Source organism: Sphingosinicella sp., from assembly GCF_041916975.1.
Taxonomy (GTDB): domain Bacteria; phylum Pseudomonadota; class Alphaproteobacteria; order Sphingomonadales; family Sphingomonadaceae; genus Sphingosinicella.
The window spans coordinates 1,691,091-1,717,214 of record NZ_JAYRYK010000001.1; the positions used below are offsets into that span (position 1 = coordinate 1,691,091).

Annotated in this window: 22 protein-coding genes, 1 tRNA gene and 1 pseudogene; 11 read left to right on the forward strand and 13 right to left on the reverse strand. The window is 66.1% G+C overall.

Annotated elements, in window-relative coordinates:
• Positions 1 to 294 precede the first annotated feature (294 nt).
• The gene (gene acnA / locus ACE3TJ_RS07900; RefSeq protein WP_374595559.1) at positions 295 to 2,976 is read left to right on the forward strand and encodes an aconitate hydratase AcnA; all 2,682 of its coding nucleotides are present in this window, start codon (positions 295 to 297) and stop codon (positions 2,974 to 2,976) included.
• 68 nt (positions 2,977 to 3,044) lie between these two features.
• Here acnA and ACE3TJ_RS07905 read toward each other — a convergent pair whose 3' ends face one another.
• The 8 genes from ACE3TJ_RS07905 to rpmI all read right to left on the reverse strand — a co-directional run bounded on the left by ACE3TJ_RS07905 (position 3,045) and on the right by rpmI (position 13,018).
• Positions 3,045 to 3,701, reverse strand: coding sequence for an HAD family hydrolase (locus tag ACE3TJ_RS07905; protein WP_374595561.1), 657 nt, complete (start codon positions 3,699 to 3,701; stop codon positions 3,045 to 3,047).
• A gap of 8 nt (positions 3,702 to 3,709) precedes the next feature.
• The gene (locus ACE3TJ_RS07910) at positions 3,710 to 5,011 is read right to left on the reverse strand and encodes a cystathionine gamma-synthase family protein (RefSeq protein ID WP_374595563.1); all 1,302 of its coding nucleotides are present in this window, start codon (positions 5,009 to 5,011) and stop codon (positions 3,710 to 3,712) included.
• Positions 5,012 to 5,326: 315 nt separating this feature from the next.
• Complete coding sequence (locus tag ACE3TJ_RS07915; RefSeq protein WP_374595565.1) at positions 5,327 to 7,636, reverse strand: EAL domain-containing protein; 2,310 nt, start codon at positions 7,634 to 7,636, stop codon at positions 5,327 to 5,329.
• 85 nt (positions 7,637 to 7,721) lie between these two features.
• Positions 7,722 to 8,804, reverse strand: coding sequence for a sensor histidine kinase (locus ACE3TJ_RS07920; RefSeq protein ID WP_374595567.1), 1,083 nt, complete (start codon positions 8,802 to 8,804; stop codon positions 7,722 to 7,724).
• Between the two features lie 94 nt (positions 8,805 to 8,898).
• On the reverse strand, positions 8,899 to 11,271 hold the full coding sequence (pheT, locus tag ACE3TJ_RS07925; RefSeq protein ID WP_374595569.1) for a phenylalanine--tRNA ligase subunit beta: 2,373 nt from the start codon (positions 11,269 to 11,271) through the stop codon (positions 8,899 to 8,901).
• Entirely contained in the window at positions 11,268 to 12,350 is a 1,083-nt protein-coding gene (gene pheS, locus ACE3TJ_RS07930; protein WP_374595571.1) for a phenylalanine--tRNA ligase subunit alpha, read from the reverse strand. Before pheS ends, pheT begins: the two co-directional genes overlap by 4 nt.
• 84 nt (positions 12,351 to 12,434) lie before the next feature.
• A complete protein-coding gene (gene rplT / locus ACE3TJ_RS07935; protein ID WP_374595573.1) occupies positions 12,435 to 12,800 on the reverse strand; it encodes a 50S ribosomal protein L20 in 366 nt (121 codons plus the stop codon).
• Between the two features lie 11 nt (positions 12,801 to 12,811).
• The gene (rpmI, locus tag ACE3TJ_RS07940; RefSeq protein ID WP_121050721.1) at positions 12,812 to 13,018 is read right to left on the reverse strand and encodes a 50S ribosomal protein L35; all 207 of its coding nucleotides are present in this window, start codon (positions 13,016 to 13,018) and stop codon (positions 12,812 to 12,814) included.
• A 165-nt stretch (positions 13,019 to 13,183) separates the two neighbouring features.
• Here rpmI and ACE3TJ_RS07945 point away from each other — a divergent pair, with 165 nt between their 5' ends.
• Complete coding sequence (locus ACE3TJ_RS07945; RefSeq protein ID WP_374595575.1) at positions 13,184 to 13,807, forward strand: LysE family translocator; 624 nt, start codon at positions 13,184 to 13,186, stop codon at positions 13,805 to 13,807.
• A gap of 7 nt (positions 13,808 to 13,814) precedes the next feature.
• On the opposite strand, the gene ACE3TJ_RS07950 is transcribed toward ACE3TJ_RS07945, so the two are convergent.
• The gene (locus tag ACE3TJ_RS07950) at positions 13,815 to 14,372 is read right to left on the reverse strand and encodes a methylated-DNA--[protein]-cysteine S-methyltransferase (RefSeq protein ID WP_374595576.1); all 558 of its coding nucleotides are present in this window, start codon (positions 14,370 to 14,372) and stop codon (positions 13,815 to 13,817) included.
• Positions 14,373 to 14,392: 20 nt separating this feature from the next.
• Here ACE3TJ_RS07950 and ACE3TJ_RS07955 point away from each other — a divergent pair, with 20 nt between their 5' ends.
• The gene (locus tag ACE3TJ_RS07955) at positions 14,393 to 16,441 is read left to right on the forward strand and encodes an AsmA family protein (protein ID WP_374595577.1); all 2,049 of its coding nucleotides are present in this window, start codon (positions 14,393 to 14,395) and stop codon (positions 16,439 to 16,441) included.
• Here ACE3TJ_RS07955 and hisN read toward each other — a convergent pair.
• On the reverse strand, positions 16,438 to 17,208 hold the full coding sequence (gene hisN / locus ACE3TJ_RS07960) for a histidinol-phosphatase (protein WP_374595578.1): 771 nt from the start codon (positions 17,206 to 17,208) through the stop codon (positions 16,438 to 16,440). The two genes, ACE3TJ_RS07955 and hisN, sit on opposite strands and share 4 nt — an antisense overlap.
• A 78-nt stretch (positions 17,209 to 17,286) precedes the next feature.
• Here hisN and ACE3TJ_RS07965 point away from each other — a divergent pair, with 78 nt between their 5' ends.
• The 4 genes from ACE3TJ_RS07965 (at position 17,287) to ACE3TJ_RS07980 (ending at position 20,587) form a co-directional block, all read left to right on the forward strand.
• On the forward strand, positions 17,287 to 17,895 hold the full coding sequence (locus tag ACE3TJ_RS07965; protein ID WP_374595579.1) for a glutathione S-transferase N-terminal domain-containing protein: 609 nt from the start codon (positions 17,287 to 17,289) through the stop codon (positions 17,893 to 17,895).
• Between the two features lie 177 nt (positions 17,896 to 18,072).
• Positions 18,073 to 18,831 carry a fibro-slime domain-containing protein gene (locus tag ACE3TJ_RS07970; protein WP_374595580.1) on the forward strand — a complete coding sequence of 253 codons (759 nt, stop codon included), beginning with the start codon at positions 18,073 to 18,075 and terminating at the stop codon, positions 18,829 to 18,831.
• Positions 18,832 to 18,940: 109 nt separating this feature from the next.
• Complete coding sequence (locus tag ACE3TJ_RS07975; RefSeq protein WP_374595581.1) at positions 18,941 to 19,396, forward strand: nuclear transport factor 2 family protein; 456 nt, start codon at positions 18,941 to 18,943, stop codon at positions 19,394 to 19,396.
• Positions 19,397 to 19,456: 60 nt separating this feature from the next.
• The gene (locus tag ACE3TJ_RS07980; protein WP_374595582.1) at positions 19,457 to 20,587 is read left to right on the forward strand and encodes a pyridoxal phosphate-dependent aminotransferase; all 1,131 of its coding nucleotides are present in this window, start codon (positions 19,457 to 19,459) and stop codon (positions 20,585 to 20,587) included.
• A gap of 4 nt (positions 20,588 to 20,591) precedes the next feature.
• On the opposite strand, the pseudogene ACE3TJ_RS07985 reads toward ACE3TJ_RS07980, so the two are convergent.
• From ACE3TJ_RS07985 to ACE3TJ_RS07995, 3 genes and pseudogenes are all read right to left on the reverse strand, one after another.
• A pseudogene (locus tag ACE3TJ_RS07985) lies at positions 20,592 to 21,008 on the reverse strand (DUF3830 family protein).
• Between the two features lie 67 nt (positions 21,009 to 21,075).
• Positions 21,076 to 21,152 (reverse strand) — tRNA-Pro (locus ACE3TJ_RS07990).
• 84 nt (positions 21,153 to 21,236) lie between these two features.
• Complete coding sequence (locus tag ACE3TJ_RS07995; RefSeq protein ID WP_374595583.1) at positions 21,237 to 22,541, reverse strand: FAD-dependent oxidoreductase; 1,305 nt, start codon at positions 22,539 to 22,541, stop codon at positions 21,237 to 21,239.
• An 85-nt stretch (positions 22,542 to 22,626) separates the two neighbouring features.
• Between ACE3TJ_RS07995 and ACE3TJ_RS08000 the strand changes: the two genes are divergently transcribed.
• The 4 genes from ACE3TJ_RS08000 to ACE3TJ_RS08015 are packed head-to-tail and all read left to right on the forward strand — an operon-like array spanning position 22,627 to position 26,070.
• Positions 22,627 to 23,286 (forward strand): DUF969 domain-containing protein, encoded by a 660-nt coding sequence (locus ACE3TJ_RS08000; RefSeq protein WP_374595584.1) that lies wholly within the window; start codon positions 22,627 to 22,629, stop codon positions 23,284 to 23,286.
• Positions 23,283 to 24,236 carry a DUF979 domain-containing protein gene (locus ACE3TJ_RS08005; protein ID WP_374595585.1) on the forward strand — a complete coding sequence of 318 codons (954 nt, stop codon included), beginning with the start codon at positions 23,283 to 23,285 and terminating at the stop codon, positions 24,234 to 24,236. Before ACE3TJ_RS08000 ends, ACE3TJ_RS08005 begins: the two co-directional genes overlap by 4 nt.
• The gene (locus tag ACE3TJ_RS08010) at positions 24,233 to 25,201 is read left to right on the forward strand and encodes a DUF2891 domain-containing protein (RefSeq protein WP_374595586.1); all 969 of its coding nucleotides are present in this window, start codon (positions 24,233 to 24,235) and stop codon (positions 25,199 to 25,201) included. The genes ACE3TJ_RS08005 and ACE3TJ_RS08010 overlap by 4 nt, the downstream gene beginning before the upstream one ends.
• On the forward strand, positions 25,198 to 26,070 hold the full coding sequence (locus ACE3TJ_RS08015; protein ID WP_374595587.1) for a peptidylprolyl isomerase: 873 nt from the start codon (positions 25,198 to 25,200) through the stop codon (positions 26,068 to 26,070). The genes ACE3TJ_RS08010 and ACE3TJ_RS08015 overlap by 4 nt, the downstream gene beginning before the upstream one ends.
• Positions 26,071 to 26,124: the final 54 nt, after the last annotated feature.

Below are 26,124 nucleotides of genomic sequence, written 5' to 3' on the forward strand. Positions count from 1 at the left end.
GCGGCGGGTGCCGAGAGGCCGGTGTTCTGAAAAGGGGAGCCGCAGCGCCGCAATCCGTCGCGCGCAACGTCAGCGAGACCTATATAGCGCATGTGGGGTTAATTTACAATGTCGGGGGTGGATGGGCGCCTGAGCCACCACGCTCAAGTCAACATTTTGACAACCCCATCTGCGACTTTCGTCCCCTTCCCAACCCCGCTCCCCTTCGTTAAAGCAGCCCCGACTCCGCCGGTTGCTGCGCTGCAATAGCGCGTACCGGCCGGGCCTGAATGGCAAGACAAGGGGATCGTGAAGATGACCGCCACCGGACGCGACAGCCTGAACACACGCCGCACGCTGAATGTCAGCGGCCGCGAGTTTGCATATTATTCGATCCCCGCCGCTGCAGAGCGCTTCGGCGACTTCTCGGCGCTGCCCTTCTCCATGAAGGTGCTGCTGGAGAACATGCTCCGCTTCGAAGACGGCGACACCGTCACCGAGGGCGATGTCGAGGCCTTCCGCGCGTTCCTCTCCGCCAATCTCGGCGAGCGCGAGATCCAGTATCGCCCCGCGCGCGTGCTGATGCAGGATTTCACCGGCGTTCCCGCCGTCGTCGACCTTGCCGCGATGCGCGACGCGATGGCGAAGCTCGGCGCGGACGCCGAAAAGATCAATCCGCTCGTCCCCGTCGATCTCGTCATCGATCACTCGGTGATGGTGGACGAGTTCGGCAACCCCAAAGCCTTCGAGCAGAACGTCGCGCTGGAATACGAGCGCAACATGGAACGCTACAAGTTCCTGAAGTGGGGCGCGCAGGCGTTCCGCAACTTCCGCGTCGTGCCGCCGGGAACGGGCATCTGCCACCAGGTGAACCTTGAATATCTGGCGCAGGCGGTGTGGACCTCCGAAGACGCTTCGGGCGCCACGGTGGCCTACCCCGACACGCTCGTCGGCACCGACTCGCACACCACGATGGTGAACGGCCTCGGCGTGCTCGGCTGGGGCGTCGGCGGGATCGAGGCGGAGGCCGCGATGCTCGGCCAGCCCGTTTCCATGCTGATCCCGGAAGTCGTCGGCTTCAAGCTCACCGGCAAGCTGCCCGAAGGCATCACCGCCACCGATCTCGTGCTCACCGTCACGCAGATGCTGCGCAAGAAGGGCGTCGTCGGCCGCTTCGTGGAATTCTACGGCCCCGGCCTCGATGCCCTGAGCCTCGCCGACCGCGCCACCATCGCCAACATGGCGCCCGAATATGGCGCAACCTGCGGCTTCTTCCCGATCGACGCGGAAACCATCCGCTACATGCGCTTCACCGGCCGTGAAGACTGGCGCTGCGAAATGGTGGAGGCCTATGCGAAGGCGCAGGGCATGTGGCGCGACGCCTCCACGCCCGATCCCGTGTTCACCGACACGCTCGGCCTCGATCTTTCCGAAGTCCGCCCCAGCCTCGCCGGCCCGCGCCGTCCGCAGGACCGCGTGCTCCTCGAAGACCTCGCCTCGGGTTTCGAAGCCGAGCTCGCGAACAGCTTCAAGGTTGGCAACGCCGCGAAGCGTGTGCCGGTTGAAGGCGCGAACTACGATATCGGCCACGGCGACGTGGTGATCGCCGCGATCACCAGCTGCACCAACACCTCGAACCCGGACGTGCTCGTCGCCGCCGGTCTCGTGGCGAAGAAGGCGCGCGCCAAGGGCCTCGACCGCAAGCCGTGGGTGAAGACCTCGCTCGCGCCCGGCTCGCAGGTCGTCACCGATTATCTCGAAAAGGCCGGGCTGCAGGCCGATCTCGATGCCATCGGCTTCGATCTTGTCGGCTACGGCTGCACCACCTGCATCGGCAACTCGGGTCCGCTCCCGGCGCCGATCTCGAAGGCCGTGAACGATGGCGACATCGTTGCCGCGTCGGTGCTTTCGGGCAACCGCAACTTCGAAGGCCGCGTCTCGCAGGATGTGCGCGCCAACTATCTGGCTTCGCCGCCGCTCGTCGTCGCCTATGCGCTCGCGGGCACGGTGCGCAAGAACCTCGCGGTGGAGCCGATCGGCACGGGCTCGGACGGTCAGCCGGTGTTCCTGAAGGACATCTGGCCGACGAACCACGAGGTGCGCTCCACGGTCGAAGCCTCGCTCGATGCGGACATGTTCAAGGCCCGCTACGCCCACGTCTTCACGGGCGACAAGCAGTGGCAGACGATCGACGTGACGGGCGGCCGTACCTACAGCTTCTCGTCGGTCTCCACCTACGTGCAGAACCCGCCGTACTTCGAAGGCCTGTCGATGACGCCGAAGCCGCTTGTGGACATCGTGAACGCCCGCGCGCTCGCCGTGTTCGGCGATTCGATCACCACCGATCACATCTCGCCCGCCGGTTCGATCAAGGCCGATTCCCCGGCCGGCAGCTATCTCACCGAGCATCAGGTGAGCCGCGCCGACTTCAACTCCTACGGCTCGCGCCGCGGCAACCATGAAGTGATGATGCGCGGCACGTTCGCGAACATCCGCATCAGGAACAAGATGCTGCCGGGTGTCGAGGGCGGCGTCACCAAGCACATCCCTTCGGGCGAGCAGCTTGCGATTTATGACGCGGCGATGCGGTACAAGGCCGAAGGCACGCCGCTCGTCGTTCTCGCGGGCAAGGAATACGGCACCGGCTCCTCGCGCGACTGGGCCGCGAAGGGCACCACGCTCCTTGGCGTCCGCGCCGTCATCGCGGAAAGCTACGAGCGTATTCACCGCTCGAACCTCGTCGGCATGGGCGTGCTGCCGCTGCAGTTCCAGGGCACCGACAGCGCCGAAACGCTCGGCCTCTCCGGGAACGAGCTGTTCAGCATCGACGGCGTCGCCAGCCTGAAGCCGCGCCAGGAGGTCACGGTGAACTTCACCCGCGCCGACGGCAGCACGGGTTCGTTCGTCGCGCGCTGCCGCATCGATACGAACAACGAGCTCGAATACTTCCGCAACGGCGGCATCCTGCACTACGTGCTGCGGAACCTCGCCGCTTAAGCCCTGGATACGTTCAGGGCCGCAAGGTCAAGGAAGGGCGGGCGCCGAAAGGTTGCCCGCCCTTTCCTCTATTCCCATTCGATGACCTGCCAGCCACGCCCCTCTGCGAGTGCGCGCAGTTTCGGTGTTGGGTTGATCGCGAAGCCTTCGTCCGCCCATTCGAACATCGGCGCGTCGCTGTGATGGTCCGAAAAGAAACGCACGTGCAGCGTCTCGCGCGGCGGCAGCGCGTCGGCCACCATCTCACGCTTCGCGCCATCGTAGCAGTTTTCGCCGTCTAGACTCGCCAGCACCGCACCCGATGCGTCGCGCTGCGATTTCGTGCCGATCACGTGCTCCACGCCCAGTCGCGCGGCGATGGCGTGGACGTAGAACGTGTAGGATGCCGTCGCGATCACCACGGTGCGGCCTTCCGCCTTCTCCGCATCGATCCGCGCCTGCGCGCCCCGGAACGTGCGGCCCGGCACCATTCGGCGCGCGAAGCCCTCGGCGCGCTGCGCGATCCGTTCCATCGGCACACGCCCGCCCATCAGCAGCCTGTGGTTGATCTCTTTCAGCCGTCCCCGGCTCACGAACCCCGCGACATAGGCCGCGCCCGCCAGCAGCGACACCGGCAGAAACAGCAGCCGCCACGGCGCCTCGTGCCACGCCCAGTAGACCAGCCAGGGCGAATAGGAGCCGCCCCGCGTGATCGTCCTGTCCATGTCGAAGACGGAATACCGCACCAGCGCGCTCAAACAGCCTCCAGCGCCTGTTTGAAGTCCGCGATCAGGTCGTCGACATGCTCGACCCCGATCGACACCCGCACAAGGTTGTTGCTGATCCCCAGCTCCGCCTTACGCGCGTCCGGCACCGACAGGTGCGTCATCGCCGCCGGGTGGCTCGCAAGGCTCTCGGTCCCGCCGAGCGAAACCGCAAGCTTCACCAGCTTCAGATTGTCCAGCAACCGAAACGCCTGCGCCTCCCCGCCCTTCACGATCACCGAAAACGTCGAACCAGAACCGGTGCAGTGGCGATCGTAGATATCACGCTGGGCACTGCCGGGTTCGAGGAAACCGAGGTAACCGACGCGCTCGATCTTCGGGTGATCGCGCAAGAAGGCGCAAAGCGTCCGGGCGTTGCTTTCCGCGCGCTCCATGCGAAGCTGCACGGTTTCGAGGCTGCGCAGCAGCAGCCACGAGGTGTGCGGATCGGTGATCGTACCGATGGTGTTGCGCAGCGCGAGGATCGGCGCGAGCGCGGCCTTGGTGCCGATACAGGCGCCGCCGACAAGATCGGAATGGCCACCAACATACTTGGTGAGCGAGTAGATCGAGATGTCCGCGCCGTGCCGCGTCGGCGCCTGAAAAACCGGGCCGAGAAACGTGTTGTCACACATGATGACCGGCTTCTCACCCTCCGCGAACACCGCGTCGCGCGCCGCAGCGACCGCCTCGATATCGACGAGGTCGTTTGTGGGATTCGCGGGACTTTCGAGGTAGATCACCGAAACACGGCCCTTGGCCTTCGCCGCGCGCAACGTCTCCTCGATCGCCTCCCGACTCGCCGACGCGCGAAAATCCATCCAGCCAACCGAGAACTTGCCGATCACGGCATCGATCAGCTTCTCGGTCGCGGCGTAGAGCGGCGCGGAGTGCACGATGATGTCACCGGGCCGCACCCACGCCAGCAGCGCCGTGGTGATGGCCGACATACCGGTCGAGAAAACAAGCGCATCTTCAGCGCCTTCCCACAGCGCCAGCCGGTCTTCGAGGATTTCCTGATCGGGGCCGTTGAAGCGGCCATAGACGAGACCCTCGGCACCGCCCGGGCGCCGGCCGATGATACCTTCGAAGAAGCGCTTGCCGTCCGCCGCGCTTTCGAAAACGTAGGTGGAGGTGAGGAAGATCGGCGGCTTCAGCGAGCCTTCAGACAACGCCGGATCATAGCCATAGCCCATCATCAGCGTAGACGGATGGAGCGAACGTCCGCCAAGCTCCAGCGACTGCGGCTTCATCGCGCGGCGGCGCGCCGGCGGCGGTTCTGCATCCGTCATATCCGCAACCTAACCCTCTGCCTCCCTATCTGCAACGAATACGCCCCCAGACAGAGCTGGCGGATTGCCGGACAATAAAAAAAAGCCCCCGAGCGGGGGCTTTTCTTGTTGAGAGCGGCAGTGAAGCCGCTCCTAGACTGCAGCGCCTAGAGGTAGCTGCCGCCGAACAGCCAGTCCCAGAAACCCTTCGCGGGCTGAACCGGCTTACGAGTCGCATTCGTACGCATTTTTGTTCCCCAGCATCACAGTAATGGCAAACTGCCATGCCGGTATTTATGCTTAACGAATATGGTTTACAAGCATTAACCGTTAAAATTAACCACTTGCCTTAACCTTGGCGGGATAGTCGATCATCTCCTTGAGGTCGGAATCCTCCATCGGTCGGGCGATGTGGTAGCCCTGACCGCGATCACAGCGGATCTGCGCAAGCGCGAACAGCTGCTCGGGCGTTTCGATCCCTTCCGCGACGACCTCCAGCCCCAGGATATGCGCAAGCTCGATGGTCGACACCATCACCGCGCGATCTGCCGGCCCATTCAGAAGCGCGTTGGTGAAACGGCGATCGATCTTGAGTTCGGTCGCCGGGATTTTGCGCAGATACTCCAGTGTCGACATCCCCGTGCCGTAATCATCGATGGCGATGCCGATGCCGAGCATACGAAGCTCGTTGAGCGTTGCGAGCGCAGCTTCCCCCTCGGCGATCGCAGCCGTCTCCGTGATTTCCAGAACGAGAGCATCCGCAGGGATTTGATACCGTGCGAGCACGGAGCGCACGACATCCACGATCATGCGGGAAGACAGCTCGCTCGGCGACAGGTTGACCGACATCCGAAACGTCGGATTGCGACGCAGAACATCGCGCGTCACGGCACCGGCGCGATCGAGAACGAAGGCCGTGACCTTCCCGATTCGGCCGTTGCGCTCGGCAATCTCCACGAAATCCATCGGGCTGATGGGACCGCGCACCGGATGCGTCCAGCGCACCAGCGCTTCCGCGCCGGTGATCACCGCCGTCCGGAGATCGAGCTGCGGCTGGTAGGCGACCCAGATGTGGCCCGCTTCGAGCGCATCATCGAGTTCACCGAGCAGCGACAGCTTCCATTCCTTGGCCTTGGCCGTCGCCGGGTCGTGCACCATCCAGCAGACGCCTTCCTCGCTTGCCGCGTGCGCGGCCGCGAGGGCGCTGGCGAGACGGTGCGACATCGGCATCGCGGTTTCGCGATCGAGACCGAAGGCAACGTCCACATCGTAGCTGCGCTCGGCGACCTTGATGGGGCTACGGAAGATAAGCTGCATCGCCTTGAACTGGTCCACCACCAGTTCGAGTTCCGAAGCGTTGGTCAGCCAGACGAAATTGCCGTCGTCGCCGTGCCAGAGCTGCGCCCCGGTCGTGCCGATCGACAGGCGTGCCGCGATGAGCTTGGTGAGTTCGTGCTCGAAATCCGGGGGCAGCGTGCTGACGATATCCGCAAAGCGGCGCACGCGCGCGGCGATCAAAAGCTCCGACGAGACGAGATCCTCGCGGCGAAGCATCGCGTTGACGGTTGGGAGACCCGAAACGGGATGGACGAGACCAAGCTCCCGCCGGCGTTCGAGCACCTGCTGCCACGCGAAAGCGACGAGCGAGCCCGCGGCCAGCAACAGTGCCGGCGCTGCCTCGACGAACACATGCGCGTGTTCGAGGGCCAGCGGCAGCACCAGAAGCGCAGCAAGGCCCGGCACGCCGAGCATCCATTTGAGCCGATTGCTGCCGTAAAGCAGCACTGCGGACACGGCAGCAGCCAACAGCCACAAAGGCCACCAACCGAGGACAGCAGGCCGGCCTGCCTTCAGCGTTTCGGCACCGAGGACAGTGACGAAAACGCTCGTCGCGTGCCCTTGTCCGGGCATGGCGAGGCGTGTCGAAAGCGTTTTCGAATTGAGCCCGACCACGACCGTCCGCCCCTTGACGTCGAGTTCCGATTGCCCAGCGAGAACATCGGCGGCACTCGCGTAGGGGATCGACGCCAGCGTATAGGAGTAGTCGATCGGGAACCGCGCGCCGAGCGGCCCGTCCACACCAGCGATTGCGGTCTCCATCGACCGGCGCACCCGGTCTCCGATCACCTGCCGATAGGCAAGATCGGGGACGCCGTTCCAGTAGCGCAGGAACTTCATCGTCGAGACCACCTCGGCGGTGTCGCCAAGGCTCGACGGCTCAAGGACGCGCGTCTTTCCATCGGCGGTGTAGTCGTTCGTACTGGCCAGGAACACGGCGCCCGGATGCCGGTCTATGACCTTCGCAAATGCGCGGTCTCCCTCTGCATCGAGCGGCGGCAGATAGAGATCGAAGAACACCCGGTCGGCACCGGAAGCAAAGAGCCGATCGGTGAGTGCGGCAAGGCGGTCACGGTTCCATGGCCAGGGACCCGTTGCCGCAATCGACTCGTCGTCGATACCGACCACCGCCACCTCGCCGCTTACCGGCTGGGCGCGAATCTTGTTGCGCAGCGTGAGAAGCGCGAGGTCCGCCGGTTCCATGAACGCGGCAATCCCCATGAGACCCGACACGAGCATGAGCCACAGCAAAGGCTTGCGCTTTTGCGCAAGAGCCGTGATCGGCTCGAAGGCACGCGACAGGGGCATGTCGGCATGGTTACCGACCGAACCTTAAGAAAAACTACCAGATGCCCGGCCAGGACGGCAAAAAAGCGCGCAAATCCGCCTCACCTTATGCGGCTACAGAAACATCTGTCCTCAGTCGTTTCATGGTCGTTTGAAGCCTAAAACGAAGGCCTTCTGGGCGGTACATCAAGTCGACCGCCCCGCCAAATTGGGGTGCCAGCGCGCGCTGCAGGAGACGCGATCCAAACCCTCGGCGTTTTGGCAACGCGACCGGGGGACCATTCGCCTCGATCCATTCAAAGGCGAACGGTTCATCCGTGCCGGCCTGTCCTGCGTGCCAACGGATATCAATCTCCCCCGAAGGCACTGAAAGCGCGCCATATTTAGTAGCATTGGTCGCAAGCTCATGCACAGCAAGCGCAATGGATAGCGATTGGTCGGCGGAAAGATAAATCGACGGCCCCCCAAAATGAATGGCCGCGGCATTGCCATGCGGCCGGAGCGTTTCCTCTAAGATGTCCTTTAATGGCGCGTCGCTCCAGCGTGACCGGGTCAGCACGTCGTGCGCATGTCCCAGCGCCTGCAAGCGTTGCGCGATAAGTTTACGTGAATCTTCGGGAGAGGACGTGCGAAACGTCTGATCGACCACCGCAGAAACAACAGCGAGCATATTCTTCATGCGATGCGCGAGTTCCTGATTGAGAAGCGTGGCGTGGCGCTGCGCTTCGACCATTGCGGTCGTCTCCACGACCGTATCCATCATGCCGACGACATTGCCCAGTTCATCCCGCACAGGGCTGTAGCAGAAAGTGAACCACGCCTGCTCAGGATAGCCGTGGCGGTTTACCGTAACCGAGAAATCCTCAATGAACGTCGCCTCTCCGGCAAAGGCGCGTTCCGCTATTGGACCGATTTCATTCCAAACCTCCGACCAGACATCGCTAAACGCCTTGCCGAGAGCTTCCGGTTTACTCCCAAGAATGGGCTCGAAGGCATCGTTGTAGATGCAGATGAGCTCCGGGCCCCAGACGAGGCACTTGGGAAAGCGTGAACTAAGCACCAAAGCGACAGTCGACTTCAGCGTAGGAGACCAGTCCTTTGCCGGACCAAGCGGCGTTGCCGACCAATCAAAAGCCCGGATCGCGCGGCCCATATTACCGCCGCCTTCCAGAAAATGCAGCAGCGGCATAAGGGGAGAACTCCGGACGGCGGAACTGCCGCTACCGGAACGCTATAGCAGACCCCAACGCTTCACAATCCGTGCTTGCGACGAAACGAAACGCCTATTCGCGCAGTTCCCCGCCGACCGCACGCGCCGACGCGACGATCTTTCCGGCGATTGCGGAGAGCTCATCTTCGGTAAAGCTCCGCTCGTCGGGTTGCAGCGTCACGCGCACGGCGAGCGAGCGCTTGCCCGGCTCGATACCCCCGCCTTCGAACAGATCGAACAGACGAACTGCCGCAATGCGCTTCGGCTCCGCCTTTTGCACCGCGCGGAGCAGCGCGTCCGCCGCGAGCGCCTTGTCGGCAACGAAGGCGAAATCGCGCGTCACGGCCTGTAGCGCAGGCGGCGAATAGGCGGCACGGCCGCGCTTGCCGCGAGGCGCGGGGATGGCATCGAGGAACACCTCGGCGACAGCGACGCGGCCTTGCAGATCGAATGCACGGGCAAGGCGCGGGTGAAGCTCGCCGAACTCCGCAAGGATCGTCTTGGGGCCAAGGCCGAGCTTCGCGGAGCGACCCGGATGGTACCAGGCGCTCGCGCCCGTATAGGCCTGCACGCGATCAACCGGCGCGCCGGCGGCGGCGAGCAGCGCCAGCACCTCGGCCTTCGCGTCGAACACGTCGAAGCCCTTCGCCGCGCCCTCGCGCCAATCCTTTTCCTGCCGCGCACCGGAAAGCACGAGGCCGAGCGTCAGCCGCTCGCCCTCGCCGAGATAGCGGCGGCCAAGTTCAAACAGGCGGACCGAGGTCGCGCCGCGGTCGCTGTTACGCTGCGCGGCGGAGATGAGGCCGGGGAGCAGCGATGGCCGCATGACGGCGAGGTCGGCGGAGATCGGGTTTTCGAGGGCGAATATACCGCCGCCGAAGCTCTCGGCCTCCTGCGGCGCAATGAAGCTCCACGTCACCGCTTCGTCCAGGCCGCGCGCGGCGGCGGCGCGGCGGAGGGTGCGTTCGGTGAGCTGGGCGGGCGTGGCGGTGGGCTTCGCGACACCCTCGGCGCGCGGGAGCGGCGTGGAGGGGATGGCATCGAAGCCGGAGATGCGGACGACTTCCTCGACGATGTCGGCGGGGCCGTCCACGTCGCGGCGCCATGAGGGGGCGGTGACGCGCCATGTGTCGCCGGTCTCGACGGCGAAGCCGAGTGCGGCGAGGATTTCGGCCTGCTTCGCCGGGTCGACCGTGACGCCGGTGAGGCGCTCGGTGAGGTCGGGCGTGTAGTCGACCTGCGGCGCGACCTCGGGGGGCTCGCCGGCGCGGAGCTCGCGGCTGGGTGAGCCGCCGCAGAGATCGAGGACCATGCGGGTGGCGAGCTGGAGGCCGCCTTCGAGGAAGGCCGGGTCGACGCCGCGTTCGAAGCGGGCGCGGGCGTCGGAGGTGAGGCCGAGGGCGCGACCGGTACGACCGATACCAGGCGGGTCGAAGTATGCGCATTCGATGAGGATATCGGTCGTCTCGGTCTCGACGCCCGAATGCTCGCCGCCCATGATGCCCGCGATGTCGTGGACCTCGCGCGCGTCGGCGATGACGGTCATCTCGGGGGTGAGCGCGTAGGTCTTGCCGTTGAGCGCGACGACGCTCTCGCCTTCCGCCGCGCGGCGGGCGACGACGGCGCCGGAGAGCTTCGCGAGATCGTAGACATGCAGCGGCCGGCCGCGATCGAAGGTGATGAAGTTGGTGATGTCGACGAGCGCCGAGATCGGGCGCAGGCCGATCGCTGTGAGGCGGCGCTGCAGCCACGCGGGCGACGGGCCGTTCTTCACGCCGCGCACGACGCGGCCGAAGAAGGCCGGGCAGCCTTCGGGATCTTCGGTGCGGATCTCGACGGGGCAGTCGTAGCCGCCTTCGACGCTTTCGACAGTGCCGGGCTTCAAGGTGCCGAGGCCAAGCGCGGCGAGATCGCGCGCGATGCCGCGCACGCCCATGCAATCCTGCCGGTTCGGCGTGACCGAGACCTCGATGACCGGATCGTCGAGGCCGAGCACCTCGGCGAAGGGCGTGCCGACAGCGGGTTCACCGGCAAGGTCGATGATGCCGGTGTGCGCGTCGGACAGTTCGAGCTCGCGCTCCGAACACATCATGCCGTGCGATTCGACGCCGCGGATCGCCGCGACCTTCAAGGTGACGTCGATGCCGGGCACATAAGTGCCGGGCGCGGCGAATACGCCGTACAGCCCTGCGCGCGCGTTGGGCGCGCCGCAGACGACCTGCAGCGGTTCACCCGCACCGGTATCGACCTTCAGGACCTGGAGCTTGTCCGCCTGCGGATGCGGCGCGGCCTCCAGCACCTTCGCGACGCGGAACGGCGCGAGACGGTCGGCGGGATTGTCGACGCCTTCGACCTCGAGCCCGACGCGGGTGAGGCCAAGCACGATGTCTTCAAGCGAAGCGGCGGTGTCGAGGTGGTCCTTCAGCCACGAAAGCGTGAACTTCATGCGCCGACTCCTCCCGAAAGCGTGGGTACGGCGAGCGGCGAGAAACCGTAGTGCTTGAGCCAGCGCACATCGCCATCGAAGAAGGCGCGAAGGTCGGTCATGCCGTACTTGAGCATCGCCAGACGATCGATGCCCGCACCGAAGGCGAAGCCCTGCCACTCGGCGGGATCGAGACCGCAGGCCGCGATGACGCGCGGATGCACCATGCCCGAGCCGAGGATTTCGAGCCACGACGCTTCGCCGCCGATCTTGAGCGTGCCGCCCTCCCACGAGCAGCCGACATCGACCTCGGCCGACGGTTCGGTGAAGGGGAAGTAGCTGGGGCGGAAACGCAGCGTCACGTCATCGACCTCGAAGAAGGCCTTGATGAATGTTTCCAGCGTCCACTTGAGGTGCCCCATGTGGATGTTGCGGTCGATCACCAGCCCTTCGAGCTGATGGAACATCGGCGTGTGCGTGGCGTCCGAATCCGAACGATAGACGCGGCCCGGCGCGATGATGCGGATCGGCGGCTGCTCGCTCACCATCGTGCGGATCTGCACGGGCGAGGTGTGCGTGCGCAGCAGGAAGCGGCGGCCTTCCTTCGCGAGCTGTTCGGGAAAGTAGAAGGTGTCGTGCATCGCGCGCGCCGGGTGCGATTCCGGAATGTTGAGCGCGGTGAAATTGTGCCAGTCGTCCTCGATCTCCGGGCCGGTCGCGACGGCGAAGCCGAGATCGGCGAAGATTTCGGCAAGTTCGTCCATCACCTGCGACACCGGGTGGACGGTGCCGAGCCGCGCGGGTTCGACCGGAAGCGTGACGTCCACGGCCTCTGCCGCGAGCTTCGTATCGAGTTCGGCCGCTTCAAGCGCTTCCTTGCGCGCCGAGAGCGCACCCGACACCGCTTCGCGCAGCACGTTCAATGCCGCACCCGCGACTTTCCGTGCCTCGGGGTCCATGCCGCCCAGCGCCTTCAGCTGCTGCGTGATCGCCCCCGATTTGCCGAGCGCGGCGACGCGCAGCGCCTCGACAGCGGCAGCATCAGGCGCAGCGGAAATCTTGGCGAGCCATTCGCCCTGCTCTGCGGAAAGGTCGGACATCATTGAACCCCGGTTACATAAAGAAAAAGGCGCGGCCGCTGCCGTGAGCAGCGCCGCGCCTTCCCATTGCTTTGGTTCGCGTTTTTACGCGGCCTTCGCGAGCGCAGCTTCTGCCTGCTTGACGATGACCTTAAACGCTTCGCCCTCGTGGACGGCGAGATCGGCGAGCACCTTGCGGTCCAGCTCGACGCCGGCCAGCTTCAGGCCGTGCATGAACCGGCCGTAGGTGAGACCTTCTTCGCGGACAGCGGCATTGATGCGCTGAATCCAGAGTGCGCGGAAATTCCGCTTCTTCACCTTCCGGTCGCGATACGCGTACTGGCCGGCCTTCTCGACCGCCTGACGCGCGATGCGGATGGTGTTCTTCCGGCGGCCGTAGTAGCCCTTGGCTGCCTTCAGGATCTTCTTGTGCTTGGCGTGCGTGGTTACGCCGCGTTTGACACGTGCCATGGACTATCCTCCTATTTCAGGCCGTAAGGCGCCCACTGCTTCAAGACCTTCTTGGTCTCGCAGTCGGCCAGCACGTCGGTGCCGCGGTTTTGGCGGATGTACTTGGAATTATGGCTGATCAAACGGTGGCGCTTGCCAGCGACGCCGTGCTTGAGCTTGCCAGTCGCGGTGATTTTCAACCGCTTCTTGACGCCGCTCTTCGTCTTGAGCTTGGGCATTTCCGTCTCCTTGAAACGCTATAAGACCGCCTCGGCAGCCCACACTGGCCGGGCGGTCACGTTTTTCGAAGCGCGCGCTATAGCTGGCCGAAGCGTGGAGAGCAAGCCCGGCAGCGCACGGGAGCAGCGCTGTACGCGACTCATCACCTGTTCTAGAAGCCGGATATGACCATCACCCAGTCCCTGATCGCCTTCACCGCCGCCGCGACCGTGCTGACGCTGACGCCCGGCGTCGATACGGCGATGGTGCTGCGGAGTGCCACGACCGGCCCGCGCAGCGCGGCGTTCGCAGCGCTCGGCATCGGGCTTGGCTGCCTGATCTGGGGCGGAGCAGTGTCACTTGGCCTCGGCGCGTTGCTTGCGGCCTCGGAAACGGCCTTCACGATCGTGAAATGGGCGGGCGCGGCCTATCTTCTTTATCTCGGCGTCGGTCTGCTCCTGAAACCGCGCACGGCGCTCGCCACGGGCAGCGCCGCGACCGGCGGCAGCGCGCGCGAGGCGTTCACGCGGGGGCTCGTCACCAATCTGCTCAACCCGAAGATCGGGGTGTTCTACATCACCTTCCTGCCGCAGTTCATCCCGACCGGGGTCGATCCCGCGGGGTTTTCCTTCCTTCTTGCAGGCGTGCACGTCGTGCTCGGCACCTTGTGGTTCGCCGTGCTGATCGCCGCGACGGTGCCGCTCGGCCGGTTCCTTGCGCGGCCCCGCGTGGTGAAGACGATGGACCGGCTGACCGGCGGCGTCTTCATCGCGTTCGGGCTGAAACTGGCGCTTTCCCGGCAGGGCTGAACCTGAACTAGCCGAAAAGCCCGGGCTGAACCGCGGCGACCGGCGCGCGCTCGTGCGCGAGCAGCCAGCGCTTGCGTTCGATGCCGCCGCCGAAGCCGGTGAGCGAACCGTCCGCGCCGATCACGCGGTGGCAGGGCACGATGATCGCCACAGGATTCGCGCCGTTCGCCGCGCCGACGGCGCGCACGGCCGCGGGTCGGCCGATGGCGGCCGCCTGCTCGGCATAGGTGCGCGTTTCACCGTGCGGGATGCGCCGGAGTGCCGCCCACGCCTCCTTCTGGAAGGCCGTGCCGCCGGGATCGACCTCGACCGCCGCCGTCGCCGCGAAATCGCCTTCGAAGTAAGCGGCAAGCGCGCGGGATACGTGCGCAGGGGCCGCTTCCTGCATTTCAAGCACCGTATCCGGCCCCTGATAGCGGGCGAGCAGCGTCTGGAAGCGATCGTCCTTATCCGCCCATTCGAGCGCCCGCACGCGGCCGTCCGTGCCCCAGACGCAGAGCATCTCGCCAGTCGGCGTGTCGATTCGTGCGGCGGCAAGACCATGTTTCGGGGAACGCTCGATCATCGCCGCACGTTAGTCCTCTCATGCAGACGCCGTCCATCCGCGAATGGAGCCGGGAATTGGGCCAGTCCGGCCGAGACACATGGGATCGGTTTCCGAACCCTGTGAAGCTCGCGCTGAAAGCCGTGCTGTGGGTGATCGGCATCCTGTTCCTGGTGTGGCTGATCCTGTTCATCACCAAGGGGCGCTTTCTCGAACGCCCCTTCGAGCGGATCGCCACCAGCATCGTGGGCCGCGAGGTGAGCGTCGGCGGTGATTTCCAGCTGTATTCGAACCCGCACATCAAGTTCCGCGCCGAAAGGCTCGTCGTCGCCAATCCTGATTGGGCGGAAGGCGAACGCTTCGTCGATTCGAAGCTCATCGACCTCAGGATCGACATCCTGCGGCTGATCTTCGGCAAGGTGCTGTTCCGGCAGGCGACGCTGGAGGACACGCATTTCGCGCTGGAATGGGACAAGGCAGGCGAGCGCAACAGTTGGACCTTCGGCGACACGCGCGGCGAGCCCTTCCGACTTCCCGAGATTCGGCGCGCGGCGATCACCGGCACCACGCTCGCCTACCGCGACCCGCCGCGGCGGCTGTTTGCCGACCTCGCCTTCGCGCCGATCGCCGCGCGATCGAGCCGGTTCGGCAACGCGATCGGCTTCAAGGGCGGCGGCACCTCCATGGGGGAGGCGTTCCGCGTAACGGGTCGCCTCGAAAGTCCCGACGCGACGGCCGCGGGCGGGCGCAACGACCTCGCGCTCCGCATCGAGGTCGGCGACAGCCATATCGACGCGGCGGGCACACTGCCGGGTGCGACCGAGCTGGACGGTGCGGTGCTGAGCGTCCGCGCGCAGGGCGGCAACCTCGCCACGCCCTTCCTGCTGCTCGGCGTCGCCGTGCCGGAAACGCGGGCATTCGACCTCGGCGGCGAGCTGCGGCCGGTGGGGAACGAATGGCGCATGACCAAGATCGCAGGGACGTTCGGCGACAGCGACCTTTCGGGCAGCATGACCGTGCGCACCGGCGGCGAACGGCTGTTCATCGCGGCGGACCTCGCGAGCCGCGCGCTCGACATCCTCGACGCTGGCCCGTGGATCGGCATTCCGCCCGAGCGGCTCGATAACATGGGCGGCAAGGGCGCGATCACGACCGAGGGCGGGCGTCCGCGCGTGCTGCCGAATGCGCCATTGAATGCCGAGGGGCTGAGCCGTCTCGACGCGCGCATAGCCTATCGCGCCGCGAACGTGCGGACGGGTACGATCCCGCTGCAGAACCTTCAGCTCACGCTCGGGCTCGACAACCGGCTGCTGACCCTGAAGCCCGTGCGGTTCGATTTCGCAGGCGGCACGCTGACCGGGAATATCGACCTCAACGCCCGCCGCTCGCCGGTGGTCACGCGCTATGATTTGGACCTCAGCCCCGTACGGATCGCAGACCTGCTGCGCGGCTTCGACATCGAGAGCACGGGCACGAAGGGCGTTCTGAAAGGCCGGCTGGATCTTACCGGATACGGCAACGATGTGCGCGAATCGCTCGGCTCGGCGAACGGGCGCATCGCCGTGATCCTGCCGCAGGGCGATTTCTGGCTTCGCAACGCCGAGCTTCTGGAGCTCGACATCGGCGACTTCGTGGAAGCCGCGCTCGGCGACAAGCTGAAGGAACCCGCGCGCATCCGGTGCGGTCTGATCGCCTTTACCGTGAAGAACGGCGTGGCGCGCGCCGACCCCATCTTCATCGATACGCGCAAGAACGTGATCCGGGGCGGCGGGCGCATCAGCTTCAAGGATGAAAGCCTCGATCTCGCGGTGGAGGCGGACGCCAAGAACCCCAGCCTGTTCTCCGGCCAGTCGCCGATCGGCGTAGGCGGCTGGTTTGCCGCGCCGACGGTCAACCCGATCTCGGGCGAACTCGTGGGGCGCGCCGCTGCGGGCGGCGTGCTCGGCGCGCTCATTTCGCCGCTTGCCGCACTGGTGGCGTTCATCGACCTCGGCGACGAGGAGGACACGAACTGCGCGCCTGTGCTGGCGGGGGCAAGTGGCGCGGCTGTTCGGGCAGCGGACAAGGCCGCCGAAAAGAAGAAGGGTTAGCCGAGAAGGCGGCGCGAGACTTCGGGGAGCAGCGATGCGTCGCCGAGCGCGATGACGCTGCCGTTGCTGTCGCCCGTGAGCGCCCGGCCTTCCCAGTCCGTCATCGAGCCGCCCGCACCGATGACAATGGGCGCGAGCGCGGCGAAATCGTGGAGCTTGAGGTTCGCCTCGACGACGATGTCGATGTGGCCCGCCGCAACGAGGCCGTAGTTGTAGCAATCGCCGCCGTAGACGAGTTGGCCCGCCGCCGCGGCGAGCGCCTCGAAGCGGGCGCGTTCGGGCGTGTGGAAATACTGCGGGCCGGTGGAGGCGATAAGCGCCATCGACAGCGCGGGGCAGCGGCGCGTGGTGATCGCGGCGCCGTTCAGCGTGGTTGCCTCGCCCTCTACGCCAGCCCAGCGGTCCCGCCCGATCGGCTGATCGATGATGCCGAGGACGGGGCTGCCTTCTTCGAGGAGCGCGACCAGCGTGCCGAAGATCGGCCGCCCGGCGATGAAGCTGCGCGTGCCGTCGATGGGATCGAGCACCCAGACGCGGGAGGCGCCGGGATTGGAGATGCCGAACTCCTCGCCGACGATGCCGTCCGTGGGACGCTCGGCCTCGATGAGCGCGCGCATCGCGGTTTCCGCGGCGCGGTCCGCAACCGTGACGGGCGAGGCGTCGCCCTTCGTCTCGACCTCGACGCGGGCGCGGAACCACGGCCGGATCGCTTCGCCCGCGGCATCGGCGAGCCGGTGCGCGAAGGCGAGATCGTCGGCGCGGCTCATGGCGTGCCCCGCAATGGTTCGACTTTCCTTGCCGGCGCCACGTCGCTAGCGTGCGCGAAATTGTTCAGGGAATCATGCATGAAGCTCTACATGTCCTACACCTCGCCCTATGCGCGCAAGGTGCGCGTGTTCGTTCGCGAGCTCGATCTCGAGGACGCTGTCGACGAGGTGCCGGTGGATCCGCTCGCGGACCCCGACGAGCTCGTTTCCGTGAACCCGGTTTCCAAGGTCCCCGCGCTCATCACCGACGACGGCACGGCGGTGCACGACAGCCGCGTTATCCTCGCCTATCTCGCGAGCCTGAAGGACGCCGGCGACCTTTATCCCGCCGCCGGCGATGCCAAGCGCTGGGCGGCGATGACGCTCGCCGCGCACATCGACGCGATCCTCGACGCCGCCGTCGCGTGGCGCATGGAAACGCAGCGGCAGCCGGGCGAGCGGTCGATCTACTGGCAGGGCCGCTGGCGCGGGAAGATCGAGCGCGCGCTCGATGCCCTCCCCGCCATGCTGGACGCGGCGCCCGCCTATCGCCGCTATGCCGAGATGCTCTCGGTGATCGCGCTCGAATACATCGATTTCCGGCATCCGACGCTCGACTGGAAGCGCACGCGACCCGAGCTCACGAAGCTGCACGACGAATGGGCCTCGCGCTCTTCGATGGTGGAAACGCAGTTCCCGACCGCCTGAACGCTGGCATCGTTCTGGTGCCGGTATAATTTACATTCCGAAAGCGGATTGCCGAACGCGGGAACGGGAGTCATTCGGATTCCCGTCGATTCTGCTCAACTGGCACAGGCGTTGCTTCATCTTCCCGCAATGGGGGGCGCAAAAACGTGAAAAGCGCCCGGACAGTTGGAGGATGACATGAACATTCGCATTCTGGGCAGCGCCGCAACGGCGATCGCGCTTCTCGCCAGTATGCCGGCAGACGCGGCTTCGATCTCGCTTTCCGCGACGGTGCGCGACTTCTCTGCCGCGCATCCGGACTTCGAGGACGGCATCAGCGGCCTCGCGACCGGCCTCGTCAGCAGCACGCTCAACGCCGAAGGCAACCCCGATTTCATCGGCGCGCCCGGCGCCGGCGCCATTTCGAGCGCCGCGTCGTTCGACCAGTGGTACAAAGACGTGCCGGGCGTGAACACCGCCTACGCGCTGAGCCTGACGCTCAACGAAACCGCGCCGGGCTCGGGGATCTACAGCTACGCCAGCTCGGCGTTCTTCCCGATCGACGGCGTCGCGACGGACACCGAAGGCCGTCCGCACAACTACCACTTCACGCTCGAGCTGGAGACGAGCTTCACCTACCAGGGCGGCGAAGTGTTCAACTTCACGGGCGACGACGACCTCTGGGTCTACATCGACGGCCAGCTCTGCATGGACCTCGGTGGCGTGCACGGCGCGGCGTCGGGCTCGTGCAGCCTCGACTCGCTCGGCCTGACGGTGGGCGAAGATTATGCCTTCAAGCTGTTCTTCGCGGAGCGCCACACGACGGAATCGAACTTCCGCGTCGACACGACGATCCTGCTTGAAGACACGACCATTCCCGAAGTTCCCGAACCGGGCATGCTCGGCCTGCTCGGCCTCGGCCTCGTCAGCATGGGCGCACTGCGCCGCCGCCGCTGACATCCAGCGACAGACGGACGAAAATCAGGGCGATCCCTTTGGGGGTCGCCCTTTTTCGTTGGCAAGACCGCCCGGAGGCGCGCACATCGTTCGCGCGGGCACGCCGTCCGTGACAGGAACCAGCGCCATGTACGACCTGCAGACCATCGGCGACACGCTGGCCATCCTTGGACTGCAGGCGGACTATGCGCGCGCCGCAGACAGCTTCGACCCGGCCCGTTATGCGGAGGTCTTCACCGAGGACGGCATTCTGGATGCGAGCCACTGCGGCTTCGCCGTCGCCGTGGGCCGGGTGGACATCGCCGAAACCATGGGCAACGCTTTCCGCCAGCAGACGCACAACATCCACATGACGATGAACCAGCGCGTGCTTTCGGTGGAAGGCGACCGCGCAACCGGCTTCGCCTATTTCTTCCAGCGCAGCATCCTGAAGAACGGCGGACGCACCGAGTTCTGCGGACGCTATGACGACGAGTACGTGCGGACCGCCGAAGGCTGGAAAATCCGCAGACGTGTGCTCGTGGAGCTGCTGCCGACGGTGATGGAAGGGTACGACATCGCCTGAACGGGCGCGCGACGGCCGGGGTGACAAGCTGGTGTCAGGTCGCTTCAATAGTTGAGGGCAATGCCCCGCAGCATCGAGGTCGTTCCCATGCGCTATGTCAGAATGCCGATCGAGGTCGAATCCCCCGAGGAGTACGGCTACGGCAATATCCGGTACAATCTCTCTGAAAGCTCGATCACCGACCAGACGCTGTCGAGCCTTGGCCTTTCCGTCCCCGATCTCACGCTGCTTTACGGCGAGCACCGCGGCAGCGAGCAATTGCGCGCTCTGATCGCGGCGGACGCGCCGGGCCTGAAGGCGGACGACGTTCTCGTCTGCGGCGGCGCGGCGACGGCATTGTTCATCATTGCGACCGCGCTGCTCGGGCCCGGCGACCACCTCGTCGTCATCCGCCCCAATTATGCGACGAACCTTGAAACGCCGCGCGCGATCGGCTGCGCGATCAGCCTCATCGACCTGAAGTTCGAGGAGGGCTTCCGCATCGACATCGCGCGCATCGCCGCCGCGATCACGCCGCGCACGCGGATCATCAGCGTTACCTGCCCGCACAACCCCACGGGCACGATGCTGAGCGAGGCCGAACTTCGCCAGCTCGTGGACCTCGCGCGCGACAATGGCTGCAAGCTGCTCGTCGACGAGACTTACCGCGACCTTTCCTATGGCGGCACGCTGCCGCTCGCAGCGTCGCTCGGCGCACATGTAATCAGCGTCTCCTCGCTGTCGAAGGCTTACGGCGTGCCCGGCATCCGCATCGGCTGGCTGATCACCACCGACCCGGCGCTGCAGGAGCTGTTCCTCGCCGCGAAGGAGCAGATCAGCATCTGCGGCAGCGTGGTCGACGAGTGGATCGCTGAGCAGGTGCTTGCCCGCCGCGCCGCGCTGCTGACACCGACGCTGGAAGAGATGCGGACGCGGCTCGGGCTTGTCAGCGACTGGATGGCGGAGGAGCCGCTGCTGGAATGGGTGAAGCCATCAGGCGGCGTGGTGTGCTTCCCGCGGATGCGCGAGGTCCCGCCGGGCGGTACGGACGCGTTCTACAAGCGCCTGCTCGAAGCGCACGGCACATATGTAGGCCCCGGCCACTGGTTCGAGATGCCCGACACGCACTTCCGCCTCGGCTATGGCTGGACGACGCGCGCGGAGCTAGAAGCCGGGCTGGACGGCATCTCGAAGGCGCTGCGGACCGTTTAGGCGTTCAGGAGAGGCTTTCGATCAGGACATCCTGCGCGCCCTGCCAGAGCGCGCGCTTTCCGAGTACCGGCAGCTGATCAAGCCCTTCGACGATGGTGAGGAAATGATTGCCCGCAAGCTGGCCGAGCTTGCTCGCAAAGCTCACCGCCCCATAGGCGAGCAGGATCTCCGTTTCGCTCTAACCGCCGGGGTAGAAGATCATCTGCCCGGGCGCCGGATAGCTGGTCGCGTTCTCGAAGGTGAAGGGAACGGATGCGTCGCCGAGCGGCACCCAGCAGCCTTCGCCGCTCCACCGGACATGCACGAACTGCGTTTTGTACGGCAGCAGCGAGAGGAAATACCGGCACGTCTCGGGCGCCAGCGCGTGTTCGAGACGGGCGAGGAAAACGAGATCACCTGCAGTGATGCGGATATCGGCCACGCTTAGTCTCCCGGCGGCGGCCAAGATTGCGATCCGAAGCCTGCCGCTTGATCCGAAAGGCTGCGCGTGGTCGGGGAGAGAGGATTCGAACCTCCGGCCCCTGCCTCCCGAAGACAGTGCTCTACCAGGCTGAGCTACTCCCCGACGCGCAGGATTTGCCGCTGTGGGCGGAAGCCCTCGGGACAGCGGACGGCGGCTTATAGCGAGGGGGTCACGCCCCCGCAAGCCTCAGCTTCGCACCGTCGTCATCATATCGTCGACCGCCACGAATTTCTCGCGCGGGGCGCTGCCGCGCGCCCTTGCGACCTCGGCAGCGTCGATCTTCTGCCAATCCCGGAAGGTGACGATGTCGATGCCCTTTTCGGCCGTGAGCGCATCGAGACCGGCGCGGCCGCGCTTGCCAGCGGGCGTGATCTCTGCCGCGATCAGGTCCGCGATCGCGAAGCCATCCGGCCGGTTCGTCCCGATCGTCCCCGTCGGCCCGCGCCGCGCCCAGCCGACGCAGTAGAGGCCGGGGGATATGCGCCCCTCCTCGTTCACGAAGCGGCCGCCGCGATCATCATAAGGCACGCCCGCGATCGGGATCGTGCGGTAGCCGATGCAGCTGATCACCATGCCGCAGGGGATATCGAGCATCTCGCCGGTGCCTTCGGCGCGGCCATCGATGAGCTGCGTGCGTTCGAGGCGGAGGGCCTCGACCTTGCCATCCCCCAGCACTTCGACAGGACGCAGGAAGAAATCGAAGTGAACGCGCACCGGCTTTTCAGGGTCCGGACCCGCGGCGGCAAAACCGCGCAGCGCAGTGACAACCTTGCGCAGGCCCGGCTCCAGCGCATCGTCTTCTTCCACGGGCGGGAACACGGCCGGATCGACGACGGGCGTTGCGCGCGCAAGCTCCCCCATCTCGCCGACCTCCTTCGGCGTGAAGCTCACCTGATGCGGGCCGCGACGGCCGACGATGCGGATGAGCTTTACCTGCGACACGCCGAGCGCATCGACGGCGTGCTGCACGATGTCTGCGCCTTCGAACTCCTCCGGGAGCTTGGCAATGATGCGCGCGCAATCGATCGCGACATTTCCGTTGCCGATGACGACGACCGACTCGCCATGGAGCGGCGGCGCGAGATCGGCAAAATCGGGATGGCCATTGTACCAGCCGACGAACGCCGCCGAGCCGAGGACGCCGGGCAAACCCTCGCCGGGGATGCCGAGCGGGCGATCGGTCGGTGCGCCGGTCGCGAGCACCACGGCGTCGTAAAGGCCGAGGAGTTCATCAATCGAGATGCCGCCTTCGCCGACGCTGACATTGCCGGCGAAGCGGACATTGTCGGTAAGCGCGGTCTTCTCGTAGCGGCGCGAGACGGCCTTGATCGACTGGTGATCGGGCGCGACGCCCGCACGGATGAGGCCGAAGGGTGTGGGCAGCCTGTCGATGATATCGATGCGGACATCGCCGCCGTTCAGCTTCTGGGCGGCCTCCGCCGTATAGTAACCTGCCGGACCGGAACCCACGATCGCGAGATGAAGCGTCATCAAGCCCTTCCCCACAGGTCATTTTTTCCGATGCTAAAGGTGCCGGGCGCGATGTAAAGACGCTTTGAGTCGGGGGCCTCGCGTCGTGCTGGTACTGTCTGGAATCGTCATCATCGTGCTTGGCTTCATGGCCCGGCTCAATCCGCTGCTCGTGGTGACGATCGCGGCGCTCGCCACGGGAATCGCGGGCGGGCTCGATCCGGTCGCGGTGGTCTCCGCTTTCGGCAAGGCGTTCAACGACAATCGCTACGTGAGCGTGGTGTGGATCGTGCTGCCTGTGATCGGCCTGCTCGAACGCTACGGATTGCAGCAGCGCGCGCGGACGCTGATCGCGGGCCTGAAAGGCGCGACCGTGGGCCGCCTGCTGATCATCTACCTGATCGTCCGCCAGATCGCCGCCGCGCTCGGGCTCACCTCGATCGCCGGACACGCGCAGACCGTGCGGCCGCTTGTCGCGCCGATGGCGGAGGCGGCGGCCGAAGCGCAGGGCGCCGGTGATGCCGAAACGCGCGAAGAGGTGAAGGCGATGGCGGCGGCGACCGACAATGTCGGGCTGTTCTTCGGCGAGGACATCTTCATCGCCATCGCCTCGATCCTGCTCATCAAAGGGACGTTCGAGACTTACGGCATCAACCTTGCGCCGCTCGAACTCTCGGTATGGGCGATCCCGACCGCGATCGCAGCGCTGCTCATCCACGGCGCGCGGCTGATGCTGCTCGACCGGCGATTGGGAGAGCGAAAGTGATCGGGCTTCCCGCACTCTACACGTTCGCCGGGCTGGTGTTCGCCGCCTTCGCGATCGGCAGCCTCCGCGACCGCAGCAATGGCAAGCGGCTTGGAAACGCGGCGTTCTGGGGGCTCTTGTCGCTGAGCTTCCTTGCAGGCGACCGGCTCGGCGATCTCGGCAACGGTGTGCTGGTGCTGTGCCTGGTCGCGCTCGCGGGTGCAGGCACGCTCGGCAGCGGCACGCCGAAGACGACGAGCCCGGACGAGCGGACGGCGCTTTCGGGCAAACTCGGCAACCGGCTGTTCCTGCCTGCGCTGATCATTCCGGTGACCGCGCTCGTCGGCACCGTGGCGTTCAAGGCGATCAGCGTGGGTGGCGAACCGCTGTTCGACCCCAAGCAGGTGACGCTGCTGTCGCTTGGCATCGGCGTCGTGCTCGCGCTTGCCGTGTCGATGCTCTGGCTGAAACCGCCGCCGGTCGCAACGCTGGAGGAAGGACGGCGCCTGATCGATTCGGTGGGCTGGGCGGCAGTGCTGCCGCAGATGCTCGCCTCGCTCGGCGCGGTGTTCGCGCTCGCGGGCGTCGGCGAGGTGGTGGGCGACATCGCGGGTGCGCTGATCCCCGACGGCAGCCGCTTCGCGGCGGTCGCGGTGTTTGCGCTCGGCATGGCGGGGTTCACGATGATCATGGGGAACGCCTTCGCCGCCTTCCCGGTGATGGCGGCGGCGATCGGCGTGCCGGTGCTGATCCACGGCATGGGCGGCAACCCCGCGGTGATCGGCGCGGTGGGGATGCTCGCGGGCTTCTGCGGCACGCTGATGACGCCGATGGCGGCGAACTTCAACATCGTGCCCGCGGCGCTTCTGGAGCTGAAGAACCGGAACGGTGTGATCCGCGCGCAGATCGCGACGGCGCTGCCGCTGCTCGCGGTGAATCTCGTCATCATCTATATATTCGCGTTCCGATGATCCTCGACGCTCCTCTCGCCGCCCGCTTCGCGCGCATCGCGCTCGGCCATGTGGGGCAGGAGTATCCGAACAAGATGGACCATGTGCCGGACGGCCCCGCCGACGTGCTCGGGCCGCGCGCGCTGCATCCGATCTTCTACGGCAGCTACGACTGGCATAGCTGCGTGCACAGCTGGTGGCTGCTGCTGACGATCCGGCGGCTGTTCCCGGACCTGCCGGAGAGCCGCGAGATCGCCGCGCGGGCGGATGCGGTGCTGACGGATGCGAATGTGGCGGGCGAGCTTGCCTATCTCGCGCGGGTCTCGTCGGCGAGCTTCGAGCGGCCGTACGGCTGGGCGTGGCTGTTTGCGCTGCACGGCGAGGCCGCGCGCCATGCGGACAGGGGCTGGGGCGGGGCGCTGGCGCCACTCGCCGAAGCATTTGCGGCGCGCTTCAAGACCTATTTTCCGAAGCAGCTCTATCCGATCCGCAGCGGCGCGCACGCGAACACGGCCTTTGCCTTCATCCTTTCGCTGGACTGGGCAGACCTGCACGATGCGGCGATGGCGGCGCTGATCCGTGAGCGCGCCGAGACCTATTTCGGGGCGGACCGCGACTGCCCGGCTTGGGAACCGGGCGGGGATGAGTTCCTGTCTTCGACGATGGTCGAGGCGATGTGCATGAAGCGCGCGCTCTCCGCCGGTGCGTTCGAACGCTGGCTCGCCGCCTTCCTGCCGCGGCTCGGCGTGGGCGAACCGGCGACGTTGCTGCGGCCCGCCGCCGTGTGCGATCGCAGCGACGGCAAGCTCGTCCACCTCGACGGCTTCAACTTCACGCGTGCGTGGGGCTGGCGCGAACTCGGTGATGCCGATGACGCCGCGCGCCACCTCGCCGCGAGCCTGCCGCACATCGAGGACGACTATATGGGATCCCACTGGCTGTGCAGCTTCGCGCTGCTCGCCCTACACCCGGAAGGACGGACATGAAGGCGTTTCTTCCCCTCGTCTGCCTGCTCGCGGGCTTTGCGCCGCTCTCGTCACAAGGGGTGATCGACGCCTCGCGGGCGGAGGAGTGGCGGCCGCTTGTGCCGGAGAACACGCTCTACATGGACGTGGGCGGCAGCACGGTGGTGTTCGAGCTTGCGCCCGAGCTAGCGCCGAACACCGTCCGCAATATCCGAACGCTGGTGCGCGAAGGCTATTTCAACGGGCTCAGCATCAACCGCGTGCAGGACAATTACGTGGTGCAGTGGGGCGACCCGGATGCGGAAGACCCCGCCAAGCAGCGCAAGCAGGGCATCCCGCCGACGCTCAACCCCGAGTTCGGCCGCGCGGCGGCGGGTGTCGCCTTCACGCCGATTCCCGGCCCGGACGGCTTCGGCGAGCCCGGTTTCGTGAACGGCTTCGCGGCGACGCGCAGGGACGGCGCGGTGTGGGCGACGCACTGCTACGCGGCGCTCGGCGTCGGGCGCGCGGAGAGCGCGGACAGCGGCAACGGCAGCGAGCTTTACGTCGTGATCGGCCACGCGCCGCGCCACCTCGACCGCAACGTGACGATCGTCGGCCGCGTGATTTCGGGGATCGAGGCGCTTTCAAGCCTGAAACGCGGCACCGGGCCGATCGGCTTTTACGAGACGGCGGCAGAACGCGTGCCCATCCGGCGCATTCGTGTGGGCAGCGACGTGCCTGAGGGCGAACGCCTCCCCATCGAGATCATGCGCACCGACAGCGCATCGTTCCGCGACTACGTGGACGTGCGCGCGCATCGGATGCGCGACGGCTGGTTCGCACGCGACTCGGGGTTCATCGACCTCTGCAATGTGCGCGTGCCGCAGCGGGCACTTGTCCGGCCCTGAGCACGCTCGCGACAATAACCCGTCCGGGCGGTCAATCGGTCGCAGGCGATCCGC